Annotated in this window: 14 protein-coding genes and 1 tRNA gene; 5 read left to right on the forward strand and 10 right to left on the reverse strand. The window is 35.8% G+C overall.

Translation table 11 applies throughout. The features are described from left to right. Nucleotides 1-4: 4 nt before the first annotated feature. The 3 genes from mnmG to SJY37_RS04860 form a co-directional block, all read right to left on the reverse strand. Nucleotides 5-1,882, reverse strand: coding sequence for a tRNA uridine-5-carboxymethylaminomethyl(34) synthesis enzyme MnmG (gene mnmG, locus SJY37_RS04850; protein WP_298323396.1), 1,878 nt, complete (start codon nt 1,880-1,882; stop codon nt 5-7). 177 nt (nt 1,883-2,059) lie between these two features. After that, complete coding sequence (ybeY, locus tag SJY37_RS04855; protein WP_298323394.1) at nt 2,060-2,467, reverse strand: rRNA maturation RNase YbeY; 408 nt, start codon at nt 2,465-2,467, stop codon at nt 2,060-2,062. After that, the gene (locus SJY37_RS04860) at nt 2,460-5,981 is read right to left on the reverse strand and encodes a DUF4175 family protein (protein ID WP_298323392.1); all 3,522 of its coding nucleotides are present in this window, start codon (nt 5,979-5,981) and stop codon (nt 2,460-2,462) included. Before SJY37_RS04860 ends, ybeY begins: the two co-directional genes overlap by 8 nt. Nucleotides 5,982-6,147: 166 nt before the next feature. Here SJY37_RS04860 and gltX point away from each other — a divergent pair, with 166 nt between their 5' ends. Then, nucleotides 6,148-7,665 (forward strand): glutamate--tRNA ligase, encoded by a 1,518-nt coding sequence (gltX, locus tag SJY37_RS04865; protein ID WP_298323390.1) that lies wholly within the window; start codon nt 6,148-6,150, stop codon nt 7,663-7,665. A 70-nt stretch (nt 7,666-7,735) separates the two neighbouring features. On the opposite strand, the gene SJY37_RS04870 is transcribed toward gltX, so the two are convergent. After that, nucleotides 7,736-8,407 carry a hypothetical protein gene (locus tag SJY37_RS04870; protein WP_298323388.1) on the reverse strand — a complete coding sequence of 224 codons (672 nt, stop codon included), beginning with the start codon at nt 8,405-8,407 and terminating at the stop codon, nt 7,736-7,738. A 162-nt stretch (nt 8,408-8,569) separates the two neighbouring features. Here SJY37_RS04870 and SJY37_RS04875 point away from each other — a divergent pair, with 162 nt between their 5' ends. Continuing rightward, on the forward strand, nt 8,570-9,529 hold the full coding sequence (locus tag SJY37_RS04875) for an SPFH domain-containing protein (RefSeq protein ID WP_298323386.1): 960 nt from the start codon (nt 8,570-8,572) through the stop codon (nt 9,527-9,529). 77 nt (nt 9,530-9,606) lie between these two features. Here the strand turns inward: SJY37_RS04875 and SJY37_RS04880 are convergent, their stop codons facing one another. The 5 genes from SJY37_RS04880 to SJY37_RS04900 all read right to left on the reverse strand — a co-directional run bounded on the left by SJY37_RS04880 (nt 9,607) and on the right by SJY37_RS04900 (nt 14,979). After that, nucleotides 9,607-9,867, reverse strand: a complete 261-nt coding sequence (locus SJY37_RS04880) for a DUF6327 family protein (protein WP_298323384.1) — start codon at nt 9,865-9,867, stop codon at nt 9,607-9,609. Further along, nucleotides 9,854-10,273, reverse strand: a complete 420-nt coding sequence (locus SJY37_RS04885) for a hypothetical protein (RefSeq protein WP_298323382.1) — start codon at nt 10,271-10,273, stop codon at nt 9,854-9,856. Before SJY37_RS04885 ends, SJY37_RS04880 begins: the two co-directional genes overlap by 14 nt. A gap of 21 nt (nt 10,274-10,294) precedes the next feature. Beyond that, nucleotides 10,295-10,669, reverse strand: a complete 375-nt coding sequence (locus SJY37_RS04890; RefSeq protein ID WP_298323380.1) for a YtxH domain-containing protein — start codon at nt 10,667-10,669, stop codon at nt 10,295-10,297. A gap of 247 nt (nt 10,670-10,916) precedes the next feature. Beyond that, nucleotides 10,917-12,791 (reverse strand): PQQ-binding-like beta-propeller repeat protein, encoded by a 1,875-nt coding sequence (locus SJY37_RS04895; protein ID WP_298323376.1) that lies wholly within the window; start codon nt 12,789-12,791, stop codon nt 10,917-10,919. Between the two features lie 151 nt (nt 12,792-12,942). Then, entirely contained in the window at nt 12,943-14,979 is a 2,037-nt protein-coding gene (locus SJY37_RS04900) for a glutamine--tRNA ligase/YqeY domain fusion protein (RefSeq protein ID WP_298323373.1), read from the reverse strand. Between the two features lie 254 nt (nt 14,980-15,233). On the opposite strand from SJY37_RS04900, the gene SJY37_RS04905 reads away from it, so the two are divergent. The 3 genes from SJY37_RS04905 (at nt 15,234) to SJY37_RS04915 (ending at nt 16,080) form a co-directional block, all read left to right on the forward strand. After that, complete coding sequence (locus SJY37_RS04905) at nt 15,234-15,443, forward strand: zinc ribbon domain-containing protein (protein WP_013750656.1); 210 nt, start codon at nt 15,234-15,236, stop codon at nt 15,441-15,443. 82 nt (nt 15,444-15,525) lie between these two features. Next, nucleotides 15,526-15,882, forward strand: a complete 357-nt coding sequence (gene folB, locus SJY37_RS04910) for a dihydroneopterin aldolase (protein ID WP_108877472.1) — start codon at nt 15,526-15,528, stop codon at nt 15,880-15,882. A 127-nt stretch (nt 15,883-16,009) separates the two neighbouring features. After that, nucleotides 16,010-16,080, forward strand: a tRNA-Cys gene (locus SJY37_RS04915). Nucleotides 16,081-16,136: 56 nt separating this feature from the next. On the opposite strand, the gene SJY37_RS04920 is transcribed toward SJY37_RS04915, so the two are convergent. Then, on the reverse strand, nt 16,137-16,838 hold the full coding sequence (locus tag SJY37_RS04920) for a LysE family translocator (protein WP_298323368.1): 702 nt from the start codon (nt 16,836-16,838) through the stop codon (nt 16,137-16,139). Between the last annotated feature and the right edge of the window lie 90 nt (nt 16,839-16,928).

Below are 16,928 nucleotides of genomic sequence, written 5' to 3' on the forward strand. Positions count from 1 at the left end.
AAAACTATCGCCCCATATAAACTAACATTACACTTATGTCTGAAGGAGAAACTCCGCTCACTCTTGATGCTTGAGAAATTGTAGTTGGCCTAATTTTAGATAATTTTTCCCTAGCCTCAAAAGACAACGACTTCAGTTTTGTATAATCAAAACCTTCTGGGATTTTAATATTTTCTAAGCGCTGTAGCTTGTCTGCATTTGCTTTTTCCTTTGCAATGTAACCTGCATACTTAACTTTAATTTCTGCTTGTTCTAATACATCACGATCAAGATCTTTCTCCTCAATATAGGCAGCTACTTTCTCAAAGCCTTTCATATCATCAAGCGTGATTTGGGGTCTAGAGAATACTTTAAACATTTTATCAGATTGTCTCATAGGAGAAGATCCTCTCTCCTCTAGTATATCATTTACTTCTTCAGGAAGAATACTTGTGTCTTCAAAAAACTTAACAAGATCATTAGATTCCGCTTGCTTCTTCTCCATGGTAACGAGACGTTCCTCAGAGGCTAAACCTACAGCATTTGACATAGGCGTGAGACGCTCATCTGCATTATCTTGACGTAACAGTGTTCTATACTCTGCACGAGATGTAAACATCCTGTACGGCTCTTCTGTACCTTTTGTGATTAGATCATCTATAAGAACTCCTATATACGCCTCATCTCTTTTAAGCATAAAAGGATCTTTCTCATGCACCTTAAGGTGTGCATTCATACCAGCCATTAATCCTTGAGACGCTGCTTCTTCATATCCTGTAGTTCCATTAATTTGTCCAGCAAAATACAGCCCGCTCACAAGCTTAGTTTCTAGCGTATGCTTTAACTGTGTAGGCGGAAAATAATCATACTCGATAGCATATCCCGGACGGAAGAATTTTACATTCTCAAAACCAGCTACAGACTTTAAAGCCTTAAACTGGACATCTTCTGGAAGTGATGTTGAAAATCCATTTACATAGATCTCGCAGGTATTCCACCCTTCTGGCTCTATAAATAATTGATGTCTATCCTTATCTGCAAAGCGGTTAATCTTGTCTTCAATAGACGGACAATATCTTGGTCCAAGAGATTTGATTCTACCATTAAACATAGGCGAGCGATCAAAACCTTCTCTCAAAATATCATGCACTTCTAGCGAAGTATAACTCATATGACAAGGACGCTGATGTGTAAGCGGACTTGTTTCTTTACTATAACTAAACTTCTCTGGAACTTCATCACCTGGTTGAATAATCATCTTAGAGAAATCTAACGATCTACCATCCACTCGTGGAGGTGTTCCTGTTTTCATTCTTCCAGATTCAAATCCAAACCCCGCTAGCTGTTCTGTAATTCCTGTAGCTGCTCTTTCACCTGCTCTACCTCCACCAAATTGTTTGTCTCCTATGTGGATTAATCCATTTAAAAAAGTACCATTAGTTAGCACCACAGATCTTCCTCTTACTTCAATACCAAGAGACGTTTTTACACCAACTACTTTATCATTTTCTACTACAAGACCACTCACCATCTCTTGATAAAAATCAAGATTCTTAGTGCCCTCAAGCTTCATTCTCCACTCCTCTGCAAATCTCATTCTATCAGATTGCACACGTGGAGACCACATCGCAGGACCTTTAGATTTGTTAAGCATCTTGAATTGTATTGCTGTCTTATCAGAGACGATACCGCTGTATCCTCCTAGTGCATCAATCTCTCTTACTATTTGCCCTTTTGCGATTCCTCCCATAGCAGGATTACAACTCATTTGGGCAATGGTTTGTAGGTTCATAGTTATAAGAAGTGTAGAACTTCCCATATTTGCAGCAGCAGCGGCAGCTTCACAACCTGCATGACCAGCACCTACTACTATAACATCGTATGTATCTTGAAATAGACTCATTGTTTCACGTGGAACATTAAAATATTAATCTCTCTAAGAGAAGTTACGCTTTCGCGAAAGCGTTATATACATTCTTTTAAAGGCGTGCAAAGATACAGCCTTTAATTCTCTCTAACACAACTTCCCGCTGGGACAGATGTTAAACCTTGAAATAGAGCGCTGTAAGAAAATTACTACTTATCTAACTGATAAATATAAATTTTCCTTTACTCTCATCTCCTTAGCCTCATCCTCACTCTTATCTTTATAACCGCAATAGTGCAGTAGTCCATGAACCATAACGCGGCTTAATTCGTCTTTAAAGGAGGTTTTAAAATCTGCAGCATTATCCTCAACACGCTCTACAGATATATATATATCCCCACTAATTACATCTCCACTCGTGTAGTCAAAACTGATTACATCTGTAAGCGTATCATGATTCAAATATTCAACATTGAGTTTATGCAAGTAGGCATCATTACAAAAAATGTAATTGATCTCACCCATTTGTTTATGTTCAGCTTCTATAACAGATGTTAACCACTGAAGTAATTCTTCTGGATTTGATAACTCAAAATCATTTGTACTATTAAATTCAATCATTGTTTTTCTGGAAGTAATCTTGCACTTTACGCTTGTATTCTTCCTTAAGCGGAAGTGCATTTCTGTTTAATATTTCTGTTGTATTAAAATACTTTTTGGCTTTCTCAAGAGCACTATTTACAGGATTTGCAAACTTCTTTAAGTTGGTATTTGCTTCACGCTTATTCTCTTCTCCTTGTTGTAACGTTGCCTCTTTAAGTTTAAGTAGCTCGTGCTTAAGATTAGTCATACGTTGTAAGGTTTCATTATTAAAACCTTTGTCTAATAATTGCTGCTCAACATCCTTCATATCCTTAACTAGCTTCTTTGCATTATCCCCAAGACCTTCCCTTTGAATAGCATCTTCTAGTTGTTGTCTTAACTTAGACTGCTCTTTATAAATTTCATAAAGAAGTCCCTGCTCATACTCGTCACTTTGTCCATCTCCATTTTCTCCACCTCCATTCTCGCCATTTCCATCACCTTTTAAATCACTATTACTCGAGCCTTTTCCTCCGCCTTGACCACCTTCACCTTCGCCTTCTTTTCCTCCCTCGCCTTCAGATCCAGGTTGATCACCGCCTCCTTTTCCTTGTCCTTCTTCACCTTCAGAACCTTCACCAGATTCTCCTTCCTTGCCTTCACCTTCTTTTCCTTCCCCGGGTTTCTTACCCTCACCCATTTTCTTATTGAGTTCTTCTTGACTCTGGATAATATCGGGGAGTTGTCCTCCACTTCCACTGCCAGAACCCATGCCCATTCCTTTTCCTTTGCCGGAGCCGCTACCAGACATCATTGCATTTTGCATATTATCTAACGTCTGACTAAGGAAGTCTGCTAGTTTATTAGTTCCAGTAATAACATATTGCTGGCTACTTACACCTTGCATTATTTGATTTTCGGCAAGTCTTGATAATGCTTGATCCATGCTGTAATCAATATCGACTAAGGTCTCATTAATAATCTCATCCAGTTTTGGCTGGCGCAATGACAAGGCATATAAACTATCATCTATATGTTTGAAGTTTTGTTTGAGTACATTTTGCCTTCTTAACTTACGTGCATAATTAGGATTCTTATCATCCATCTTACGAAATTCCATCATGATAGCTTCTTCCTCAAAACTAAAAACAAGAAGATTATCTAGTATCTGGCGTAACATCTCTGTATCTTCTTCAAGACTTTCTTCTCCATCCATTTGCATTTGAGACTGCATAGACTTGCTCATTTGCTTCATCTTCTCTGCAGCCTTTTTTTGCTTTTCTTGAGCACCAGATTTATCTTGAGGTGTTCCGTCTTGTTGTTCTTGATCTTCTTGTTTTTCTAGTTCTTCACTAGCTCCCTCCTGTTCTTCTTTGATTTCTTCTTGCTTTTTCTCATCACCAGGAAGGTCCATAGGCTTTTTAAGTTCTTGGTTTTCTTTTTCAAGATTCTTTAACGCTTCCTCAAGTTTTTTGAACTCTTCATTGAGTTCATCTTGCTTTTCCTTAGTATTTTCTTTTCCTTCCTTCTTACTTAAGTCTTCTTGTTTTTTTGCGAGTTCCTCTAAGTCACGTGCAATTTGCTCGGTCTTTTTCTGAACATAATAACGCTTTGTAAGCTCAACCATTTGCTCTAGGTTTCGCTTATTATTTTTATTTTGCTTTTCAAGTTCCTCAAGCTTTTCAGAGAGTTCTTCTTTTGGCATTTTCTCTCGAAGCTCTTGTAATTCTTTTAAGAGCTTTTCATTTTCCTTTGCTTTCTTTTCTTGACGCTCTAGACGTTCCTTCAGTTTTTCTTTATCCTCATCTGTAAGTTCTTCTTCTTTTTGAAACTCATCCAGGTTCTCTTTAAGTTGCTTAGAAAAATCTTTCATCATTTCCTCTTGCTGCTTCTGGCGTTTCAGAAAACTATCAAGTTTCTTTTGATCGTTAAAACTCAGCTGCTTTTTCTCCTTCTGAGTTCGTGAGATTTCTTGTAATTCCTTCTCACTATCCTTCATCTTCTGTAAGGACTTATCAAGATTACCTATAGATTTTTGTTGTTGCTCAAGCTGTTTGTTTTTAAGCTCATCATCTGTCAGTTTTACAAAACTATATATCGTGCTCTTCGTACTTTTAAAACGATGGATGGCATCATTATCAAAAACCTCAAAATAATACTCATAATTTACTCCTTCTTGTAAATCAAGATTATTAGGGAATGCATATATAAACTGATCTACATTACCCTTTGAAATACTGATTTCCTCATACTGTTTATTATCACTCTCTGCAGGATAATAAACAATTTGTAATTTTTTAAGTCCGTAATCGTCGCTTACTTTTCCGTAGAAATAATTCTGCTGCTCGTTTACAGTATCCTTTTTTGCTTCCAAGGATATTTGAGGATACTGATCTTTTATGACTTGTAAGTTATAAGCCAGATTTTCATAGTTTTTCAGTTGGCTATTACTCGTACTTACTTCATAACTCGTGTTATTATAGATACGTTTTACTGCTTTAAAAACTTTTGAGGTTGTCACATTTTCGCTTAAAGCGAAAGGAATAATAGTATCCTTAAGCACAAGATCTACACCATCCGTCTGCCTCGTACTTATATTCCAAGAAACGGTAGTTCCTTCTGGAATGATTGCATTCCCAGTATTTTTTACAGTCTCTTTTCCTTTGCGAGTATGTGCAGGATAGTTGAGCTCCATATCAAAATCCATAAGTACCGGAACCTTGAGTACCTCAATGGTATAAGGCTGGGATACGACTTTATTACCCTTAAGATTAAAGGTGATATTTTCTGTAGGCTGTTCAAATATATAGCTATACTCTCCCGGAGCAATTTGCTGTAAAAAATACACCTCATCATTAAATCGCACAGATGCCTCCTCAGGAATTATATCTCCCAGTGTGCGCACGCGCAACTCAAAATCTTTATTTTCTATGGCCTGTAAATTCTCATTGACTACATAAAAACTAAATGGAGCTGGTGGCTCATACGCCTCGTTGTAATTTACAACACGCTCATAGCTTGTTGAGAAAACCTTTTCCTTCCCCGCATAGTTTGCAATGAGAAATATAACTACAGGTATTGCAGCATATTTGAGGTACTTCTTATTTTTTGTAAAATCTATAGCTAGCCTAAAAGGGATAGGCTCAAGCTCTTCACTCTTCTGCTCTATGCTTGCGAGCATTAACTCTGAGTCTGTTACTTCACTATGTAATTGCAAGGTGTTTATAAGCTTGTCGCTTACTTCTGGAAAATAATTTCCTATCAAACTAGCGGCATCCTTATAGTTGATACCTTTTGACAATTTAAATAATCTAGCTAGTGGTACTGCTATAAACTTGATGAGTAAGGCAATTTCTACTACTATAAACGCCCAGAAAAGAACCGTTCTTCCCGCTGGACTAAGCCAGAAAAAGTACTCAATGAGCAGTGTGATTAAGAAATAAAATAAGCCTAGTGCAAAAAACAATATTGCACCGCGCAGCAATTCATTAGTGTAATATTTTCTAATAAATCCCTCTAGCTTCTTCTCTATTTTTTCAAATCTATTCGTCATCTATCCTAATTCTCTTTATAGCAACCTCTAAAGTACTATTTTATTATGTTTTAAGAGGATGTCAACATTTACAAAGATATCACTGTGAACTTCATAAAAAACTTTAAACGGTAATCGTTAAGCCTTTTTAAAGGCTTAAAAGTATCTTTGCACAAAATCTAAGACTATGTCTCAAAACGTTCGGGTGCGATTTGCACCTTCACCTACTGGGCCATTGCACATCGGTGGTGTGCGTACGGCGCTTTTTAATTATTTATTTGCAAAAAAACATGGAGGTACTTTTATCCTCCGTATAGAAGATACAGATCAAAATCGCTATGTACCTGGTGCAGAAGATTATATACGTGAAAGTCTAGACTGGTGCGGGATATCGTATGACGAGGGGCCTACTAAAGATGGTGGTTTTGGACCTTATAGACAAAGTGAACGTAAGGATAAATATCACGCTTTCGCGAAAGCGTTAGTAGACTCAAATAATGCTTACTATGCATTTGATACTGCCGAAAGTCTTGATGCACACAGAAAAGATCACGAAGCAAACGGCAAAACCTTTATCTATAATTGGCACAATCGCCTTAAACTAGATAACTCTCTCGTTCTATCACAAGAGGAAACAGAGAAACGTATTGCCGCTGGTGAAAACTATGTAATCCGCTTTAAGTCTCCACAAGATGAAATATTACAACTACGTGATGAAATACGTGGTGCTATGGAGATTGATACTAACATTCTAGATGATAAGGTGTTATTTAAATCTGACGGGATGCCTACCTATCACCTAGCAAACATAGTAGATGACCATTTAATGGAAATTACTCATGTGATACGTGGTGAAGAGTGGTTACCATCTCTAGCGCTTCACGTATTATTGTATAGAGCCTTTGGATGGGATGCGCCAATATTTGCTCACTTACCACTTATTCTTAAGCCTGTAGGAAAAGGAAAATTAAGTAAGCGTGATGGTGATAAACTAGGATTTCCAGTATTTCCGCTACAATGGGAAGATCCAAAATCAAAAGAAATCTCATCTGGATATAGAGAAGACGGTTACTTTGCAGAAGCCATGGTAAACATGCTTGCCTTTCTAGGATGGAATCCTGGAACGGAGCAAGAAATTTTTAGTCTAGAAGAACTTGTAGCAGCTTTTGACTTAAAACGTGTTAATAAAGCTGGAGCAAAATTTGATCCAGAAAAGACTAAGTGGTTCCAGCAGCAGTATATGCAAGAATCTCCTGTAGCACTTATAGCAGATCAATTTATGACATTCTTAAAGGATAAGAATGTTACTACTACAGAGGAATACACTACACACGTAGTTGATTTAATTAAAGAACGCGCCATCTTTGTAGAAGATTTATGGACACTAGGAAGTTATTTCTTTACTGCTCCAACGGTGTTTGATGAAAAGGCAGCCAAGAAAGCTTGGAAAGAAGATACAGCGGCTATCATGGAAGAGGTAAAAATTATCTTATCTGGAGTATCAAACTTTACCACTATTGAAGCACAAACAGCTCTTAAAGAGTGGATTGTAGCAAAGGAACTTAGTTTTGGAAAAGTAATGCAGCCTTTTAGATTATCACTTGTGGGCGCTATGCAAGGACCTGATGTTTTTGATATTGCTACCACCATTGGTAAAGAAGAAACATTACGACGTATAGATTATGCAATTACCACACTAGGATAACTGTTATACATCACATTATTAATTAAGGCTACAAATCATTGATTTGTAGCCTTAATTTTTTACCGATAGTTTATAAATAAAAGACAACTCCAGCAGCGATTATTGATGCATTACCTTTAAAATCTCTCGTATTATTATCAATTACAAGGTTTTGATTATTGAGATTATTGAGGATGTTTGTAAATCCATATTGGTACTGCAGCGTGAGTCTTACGTGTTCAAAACCCCCTGTAAGTCCTATGACACCAAAACCATTTACTCGAGATATTTCTTGTATGTCACTTGCGGTAAGAGTAGTATAACCGCTTACTATATTTGTGCTTTGACTAGAATTATCTAGCTTCATTTTACTGTTGATAAGTAGTGCAGGTCCAATGTCTACTGCTAGATGGTTTGCAATTAAATTATAACTGAGTAATAGATTAAGTTGAGCACCTATGATATTATATTGAGTATCCTCACTAGTAAGTTGATCTAAGGAAGTTGTTTGAACTGTAACCGCAGTACTTAAAAAATCAATCCCGTAAACCATACCCCAATTATTATACACATTTCCTCTAGTAGTAAAACCTGCTAGAAAACCTGTTTCTCCTTGAATATCAAAGTTCTTTGTATCTATATCTACCAAAGCAACTTTACCTTGAAGGCCTATACGATTGTAGTTACCACTACTCTTGTAAGATTGAGCATAAATAGTTGTTGACGTAACAAGTAATAAAGCGAGAAGTGATAGATATTTCATAGGGGATTATGTAAAGAGGTTATGCTTAATTAATGGTTCTAAGGTATAATAACTTTCAGGCAATCAAGAAACTTTTAGTTTATGTGTTACATTTTATCGATTATGGCTACTTATCTTTAAGATTACAATAATCACCATCAATAATTTTTAAAAATATCCAATATGGGACAGATTCTTTTACCAGTATTAATAGTACTAGCCATACTTATAATCCTTTCGGGGATATTTATGGTTAAGCAACAAACCGCCGCTGTTGTGGAGCGTTTTGGAAGATTTATTGGAGTGCGTAACTCGGGGCTTCAATTTAAAATTCCTGTATTTGATAAAATTGCAGGTCGTATTAATTTAAAAATACAGCAGCTTGATGTTGTTGTTGAGACTAAAACTAAGGATGACGTTTTTGTACGTCTTAAGATATCTGTACAGTTTCAAGTAGTAAAAGATAAAGTGTATGACGCATTTTATAAACTTGAAAATCCTCATGATCAGATTACTTCTTATGTATTTGACGTTGTAAGAGCAGAGGTTCCAAAAATGAAACTAGATGACGTTTTTGAGCGTAAAGATGATATTGCGATTGCGGTAAAACGTGAGCTTAACGAGGCTATGTCTAGTTATGGTTTTGACATCATTAAAACGCTTGTAACAGACATAGACCCAGATATGCAGGTAAAGGCAGCTATGAACAGAATTAATGCAGCAGAACGCGAGAAAGTGGCTGCAGAGTTTGAAGCAGAAGCAGATCGTATCAAGATTGTAGCAAAAGCTCGTGCAGAAGCAGAATCTAAGCGCTTACAAGGACAAGGTATTGCAGATCAAAGACGTGAGATTGCTCGTGGTCTTGAAGAGTCTGTAGATGTACTAAACAATGTGGGGATTAATTCTCAAGAAGCATCTGCGCTTATTGTTGTAACACAACATTACGACACATTACAATCTATGGGAGAGCAAACTAACTCTAACTTAATCTTAATGCCTAACTCACCACAAGCTGGAAGTAATATGCTTAATGATATGATAACTTCATTTGTAGCTTCTAATCAAATAGGAGAGCAAATGAAAAAAGATAATGAAGCAAAAGGTATTGTTAATAAGAAGAAGGGAGACACTCAAGAAGATTAATAATTACCATTGACCTCATAAAAAAGCCCCAAGAACAAATTGTTCTTGGGGTTTTTATTTAATTATAAAATAAGTCTTTACACTTTGTAATCTCCGTCCTTGTTCACTTCCTTGACACGCTTGTAGCCAAAAATAGTACCTAGTAATTTTGTAACTACTGCTTTTTGAATCAAAGATCCTACAAGAGTTCCTAATGATGAAACTGGAGAAAATCCAGAGCTCATACCATTTTTAGCTCCATTTATATTGAGCCTTACCTCCTCCTCGCTTATTTGTCGTTTAAGTTTGAGAATTTTAAGATCATGCTCTATTTGTTCAAAACTACTATATTCGGTCATCAGTGTTTATATTTTGAGTTGCTACAGGAGCAACTGGTGAAACATCTGGAAGTGAATCATCACTAAAAGCTAGTTTACTATATTTCTTAAGTAACATAGTTTCAAGAGGCTTTGCAGCAAAAAGAAATACTAAAAAGAATATCACTAAGTAAATTCCTCCTACAATAAAGAATCCTGCACTCAAGCTATCTAAAGAATCCCCTATCACAATCGAAAGACCTATAGAAAAGAACATCATTGCTATAAGACCAAAAGTTGCTCTCAAAGCTAAGTTTGCACCACTTACTAATCCTCTCATTCCATTTTTGAACAAGCTTAGTTTGTAGTATTCTGCAGTGACTTTGGCATATTCCTGCCCGTTGTCTGTTAGTCCTTTTAAGTTATTTGTTAACTTTTCAAAAGCCATATCTGATTGGTTTCTTTTGGCTTATGATAATGCTTTCTCCACTTTGGCAACATTTTTATCTACTACAGCATCTTTTTGAAGTTTTGCATTTTGTACACGTAACTCAGCTAGTTTTGTTTCTAAAGTTGAGATTACATCATCTGCTTTATGACTCGCTGTTGAAATAGAGTCGTTTAACTTTTCTTCAAAAGTTAACTTAGCTTTCTGAGCATTATCTGTAAGCGAGCTTCTTGTTTCTTTAAGTTGCTTTACTAATTTATCCTGCTCTTTCTTAGCTTTCTTAGAAAGATCTTTTCTTGTTTTAGTTCCTTTTTCTGGAGCATATAAAATTCCTGCTGCTGCACCTATTGCACCACCTAAAACTAACGCTAACAATGTATTACTTGACTTACTCATATGATTCTATTTTATATTAATAATTGGTTGAGTGTAAAGATATTTTGATATGTTTCTTTTCTCCGTTAATAACCGGTTAATATCTCTTTAACCAACTCACAATCTTTGTTAAAAGTAGTCTCTTATCTAGATAAATTTAAGCTTTAATCTAAAATACTGTTAAATTATCTTACTTTAATTATAAACTAATAGCCCTCTAAATTAAAATTTAGAGGGCTATTAACTTAAAAATATTAAAATCTTTAGCTTAGAATTGGTAAGCAGATATAACTCTATTCTTCTCATTTACAAAAACAACATTATCTACTTCATCTATAAAGTAATTAGGTGTTTTGTCTAAGAGTTCAATTTGTTTATCGCGTTTACCTGTGGCCTTATTTATCATATAAATATAATGCTGAGAACCTGTTTCCTTTTTGATTTTTGCAACTATAAATTTATGAGAATCAATAGATTTTGAGTTAAAATAACGTGTTTTTGTTATTTCAAAAACCTTGTAATAAGTACTAAGATCACCATCTACAGAATTTTCATCACCTATATATAATCCAACAACAGAATCAGTATTTGAGGTAACATCAGATTGATCACCTCTTGTTCTATATGCGCCATTAGATAGCGAAGAAAGCATACTTATGTTCTCCATAGATCCTTGTATATCTAAGTCTACTCCTGCAATATTTAATCCCAATTGCGCTAACCCTACAAATCCTCCTAGACTAGATGGTGGTGTATAGTAATCTGTATATTTCAAATTTCCAGATGGTTCTAATAAAGACATATGCTGGTCTGTTTGTAATAAATAACCTGCCCCTGGCACATACTCTGCAACTAGGGGCGTTTTTCTTTTTACCGCTTCCAGATCAATATCTTCTGCAAAAAGATTAATATCTCCTGTGGTAAGATCAAACTTATAACCATTGCCATTTTCAAAAAGAACCACTTTATCTTCTTGATTATCATAAGTTACTGCTGGTATGGTTCTAAATTTTACATCTCTTTTCCAAACATCTTTACCATCTTCAAAATCAAGAATATTTGATCTTTCTGTTGAGACATATAATACCCCTTTTTTTGTAGGTGTTACATAATATGCATACCCTTTTACTTTGCTATTCCAGATCTTATCACCTTCACGATCTACAAGAGCTATTGTACCATCATCTTCATCTTTACCGATAGCGATATAACCTTGCTCATTAGGAATCACTTCATCGAGAAATTCAATTTTAAAACTCTTTTTCCAAGTAAATTCGTTTGTTTTTGGGTCTATAATGTTGAAGCCCTCTGTTTCTACAAGGATAAGATTCCCATTATCTTGACGCACATCTATTAATGTACCACGAAGCTTTAATTTTCCTGGTGTTATATCTTCACCAGTAGAAGGATTAAGAACAATAAGTCTTTTTGATTTTCTAATACCTACGTAAAGACTATTATTAACATCTGAATATACTAAAGCGTTTATTTTTTTATCACCCTTATATTGCCACAACATCTCACCAGTAACGGCGTCTATTGTAAATATTTCATCTTTAATACTTATGATGATATTACCTTCTTTATTGAAAAAGGGACCTTTATCAATAATAGATATTCTTGTAAATTTCTTTAATAAATTTTTAGATTTCCCCAGTGCCGTTACCCATTGAGACTTCCAAGTTTTTAAGCTAAAAGACATAAAGTAACGCTCAGGACCATCAAGAAGTTCAAAGAAAATAGCTTCCTTTTCTGGTATCGTAGTAAAATTTCTAATTTTATACCCTTCATCCTTAGTATCAAAAAGTATATCTCCAGTACTAGAGTTGAGTAATAGACCTCTTATATTGCCTAAGATAGGCGTATACTCAACGTAAATAATAGGAAGACCCTCTATGGCAAAAAACGTGTTTTTATCAACAGCCTTCAATTCTTTATTATGCCATAAGGTTTCACCAGTAACATTATTAAGAGCTAAAAGTCCTTTATCACCAGCAGCAATAATAACACCATCATTAGATTGTTTAATCCAGCTTACATTGTAAAGCTCTTCCTTAAGATTCTTTTCCCATAGTTTATCTTGTGCACTCACAGTGTGAATACTCATAATTAAACCAAAAGTGACTAGTAATAATTTTTTCATAAATAGTTAATTGATTAGTTTTTGTCACACCATTAATTAATTAAAAAAAGGTATAATCTTCTACGTACGAATATACTGTGACCAATCAATACTAAAAAACACTATGCCGATTAAAAACTAATTTAATCGGCATTTGCTTTTCATTTATGTATTAAAATCTAGACGCTGCATCTTGTAATATTTCGTTGCTATCTTCTTTTGCCTTTTCAACAAATGCTTCGGCTCCTTCAATGTCATTAATAGTTTTGTTTTGCGCTTTCGCGAAAGCGTACAAACTCTCAATACCCGCAATACGAGTACCCACCTTTTTTGCCGAAGTATTAAAGAATCCTTTTACCTCATCCTCTGTTAAACTCGCTGCTAACTTTTGTATATCTGCAACAGCCGCAATACGTTTATCTTCTGGTAGATTTGCAAGTTTCTTACCTAGTTTATTAATCGTACTAAGAGCTGAAGCTTTTTGCTGTTGCTGTGGTTTTGCTTGACCTTGCGTGTTACCTTGTGCTTGTTTAGGCTTCACTTTTGCCCATGAATCACGTAAACCTACCGTTCTATTAAAAATAAGGTGATCTGCTGTAGATTCTTTATCTACATTAAAATATCCCTTGCGCTGGAATTGGAATATATCCCCTACCTCAACGTCTTTAAGACTTGGCTCAAGATATCCAGTAATAGTAGTAAGGCTGTTAGGATTTATAAATTCCATAAAGTCTTTATCCTCATGACCATCAGGATTTTCATCACTAAATAGTCTATCAAATAAACGTACCTCAGCTTTAATCGCATGAGCAATAGAAACCCAGTGTAGTGTTCCTTTTACATTGCGCTTAGAAGCTTCTGTACCGCTTCCAGATCTACTCTCTGGATCATAAGTACAGTGTATCTCTGTGATAACTCCGTTCTCATCTTTGATAACCTCACCACCTTTAATGATGTATGAATTTTTTAAACGTACTTCTTTATCTGTAGTAAGGCGGAAATACTTGTTTCCAGCATTTTCTTTAAAATCCTCACGTTCTATGTACAACTCTCTACTAAAAGGTACTTTACGCTCTCCAGCAGCCTCATCTTCTGGATTATTCTCTGCATCTAGCCACTCCTCTTGCCCTTCTGGATAGTTAGTAATCACCAGTTTTACTGGATCTAATACTGCCATTACTCTAGGAGCAATGTTATTTAAATCCTGACGAATGTGGAATTCTAACAATGCAACATCAATCACATTCTCACGCTTTGCAACTCCTACTGCATCTATAAAATTACGTATTGCTGCAGCTGTATAACCACGACGTCTCAGTCCAGAAATAGTAGGCATACGTGGGTCATCCCATCCAGATACAACTCCTTTTTCTACTAGTGTGAGCAACTTGCGTTTACTCATAATTGTATAGTTGAGGTTAAGACGTGCAAACTCGCGCTGCTTAGGACGTAAATCCTCACCAGAGTATACTTGGTCTAAGAACCAATCATAAAGTTCTCTGTGAGGCTTAAACTCAAGCGAACATAAACTATGACTTACCTGTTCTATATAATCGCTCTCTCCATGTGTCCAGTCATACATAGGGTAGATACACCAGTCACTACCTGTACGGTGGTGATCTTTGTGCAACACACGATAAATAATAGGATCACGCATTAACATGTTTACATGCGCCATATCAATTTTTGCACGTAAAATATGCTCTCCTTCCTTAAACTCACCCGCTTTCATTCTAGCAAAAAGGTCTAAGTTTTCTTCTACCGTGCGATCACGGTAAGGTCCAGGCACACCAGGTTGTGTAGGTGTTCCCTTCTGCTCTGCCATTGCCTCACTAGATTGAGAATCTACATAAGCTTTTCCATCCTTAATAAGCTGGACAGTCCAATCATATAACTGCTGGAAATAATCACTTGAAAAACACTCCTTATCCCATTGATACCCTAACCAAGAAACATCTTCCTTGATAGCATCTACATATTCTTGCTCTTCTTTTGCTGGGTTAGTATCGTCAAAACGTAAGTTTACCGGTGCCCCGTACTTCTCCCCTAGCCCAAAACTTATACAGATTGCCTTACAGTGACCTATATGCAAATACCCATTAGGTTCTGGTGGAAAGCGAAAACGCAAATCCTCTTTAGAATAGCTCCCTTTAAGGTCTTCTTCAACAATTTGTTCTAGAAAATTCAATGATTTATTATCCTCTGTCATGATGTATGATTGTAAGGGTAAAATTAATCAATTTGTAGTTGGATTTAATAAGTGTTTTAACTGATGTTTTTATTGCTTACGCGAAAACTTGAAATCATTATACAGAAGCATTCATACAAACCATTGTGCTAGGTAACTCTCTTACCAAGCATAGTATCAAAAATTCTTCTTTATAACTGGCTTATGAGGTTTAAACTGTCACTGTGTAACATTTTTTAAAAATAGACACTCATATTAGACAACAACAATACACTATGAAACCACTTAATTATACTTGCGTAAAATGCCAAAACCATACTTACAAAATAGGCGAAATGCGTGCTACTGGTAGTTTTCTAACAAAATTGCTCAATATGCAAACAGAAAAGTACAGCACAGTAACATGTAAAAATTGCTCATACACGGAGTTTTACAAGGCCAAAACTGGAGCACTTAGTAACATTTTTGATTTGTTTGGAGGATAAGACAAGATTAAACCTCGTGTTTTAAAAATGCAAAATCATGTTTTGAGTTGTAACTTTGGACACTTATAAACAATACCATATCATGGGAAAAATAAGAGTAACAAACATACGTGCCTACGCCTACCACGGCTGTCTTTCTGAGGAAACTGCCATAGGATCAGACTACAGAGTAGATGTAGAGATTGAAGCAGATTTATCAAAAAGTGCACAAACAGATAAACTTGCAGACACGGTAGACTATGTATTACTTAACCGCATTGTAAAAGAAGAAATGGCAATTCCTTCTGCATTACTAGAAGTAGTGTGCGAGCGTATTTTAGTCCGATTTTTTAAGGAAGAAGCTCTTATACAGCTAGCTACGGTTGCAGTATCAAAAGTAAATCCTCCTATAGGTGGAGATGTAGAGATGGTTACTGTAGAGCGTACTCGAGTACGCTAATACCTTTATTCTCAGAGGTAAAACGAGTTAAAAATTCGTAAAAAGAATTTGTATTATTTATAAAGAAAAAAAAGAATATCTCATTTCGATATTTGTCAGTACTATTCCTATATTTGCACCCACATAAGGTGTCGTGGCCGAGTGGCTAGGCAATGGTCTGCAACACCATCTACAGCGGTTCGAATCCGCTCGACACCTCAAAAAGGAACTTCTAACGGAGTTCCTTTTTTTTGTTCTCTATTGTAAAGACTTAATTAATGGATGGTGTCTGGCTTGATTTCTGGAATCTCTTGAAAACGTTCCATCTCTTGCTGGATATTAAACTCATCTGAAGGAACAAAACCTTTTGTTACCAGTACAAGACCACAGAAAATAAGAATAAGACCTAAAACCTTTTTTACTTTAAAAATTCTGCGTGGTGTGAGGTAACGCTTAAGTTGCTTTGCGAGTATTATTTTACCTAAATCTGTAACGAGATAAGCACCTATCATCCCTATAAAGAAACCTAGTAAACGGTCACCATCATTCTCTACCGTAGGACCTACAATTATTAAGATTCCTAACCAGAAAACAAGTACTCCTATATTGATAAAGTTGAGCAAAAATCCTTTTATAAATAGCTGTAAATAACCACCTTTCTTAACTTTGGCTCTGTTGGGATCAAGTGCATCTCGGGTAGGTTTTTTAAGATAAATGGTAAGTCCGTATACAATTAATATCGCTCCTCCAAAAACATAAAGCCCTGGCTGGTTGCTTAAATTTTCTAGTAGTTGATAACTACTTAAATATGCAACTACTATAAACACGATATCTGCAATGATAACACCTATATCAAAGGTAAGTGCAGCTCTAAAACCTTTGGTAGCAGCCGTTTCTAGTAACACAAAAAATACAGGGCCTATCAAGAACGCTAAGAAAAATCCTAGAGGTATAGCCGTGTGTAAATCTTGAAACATATAGAAAGTGCTTTACACAAAGTTAGACAAAAGCATACAGTAAAAAGAAAAGGATGCCTACGTATGTAAACATCCTTTGTATATATCTAT

It is taken from the genome of Dokdonia sp. R78006 (assembly GCF_042466145.1).
Taxonomy (GTDB): Bacteria; Bacteroidota; Bacteroidia; order Flavobacteriales; family Flavobacteriaceae; genus Dokdonia.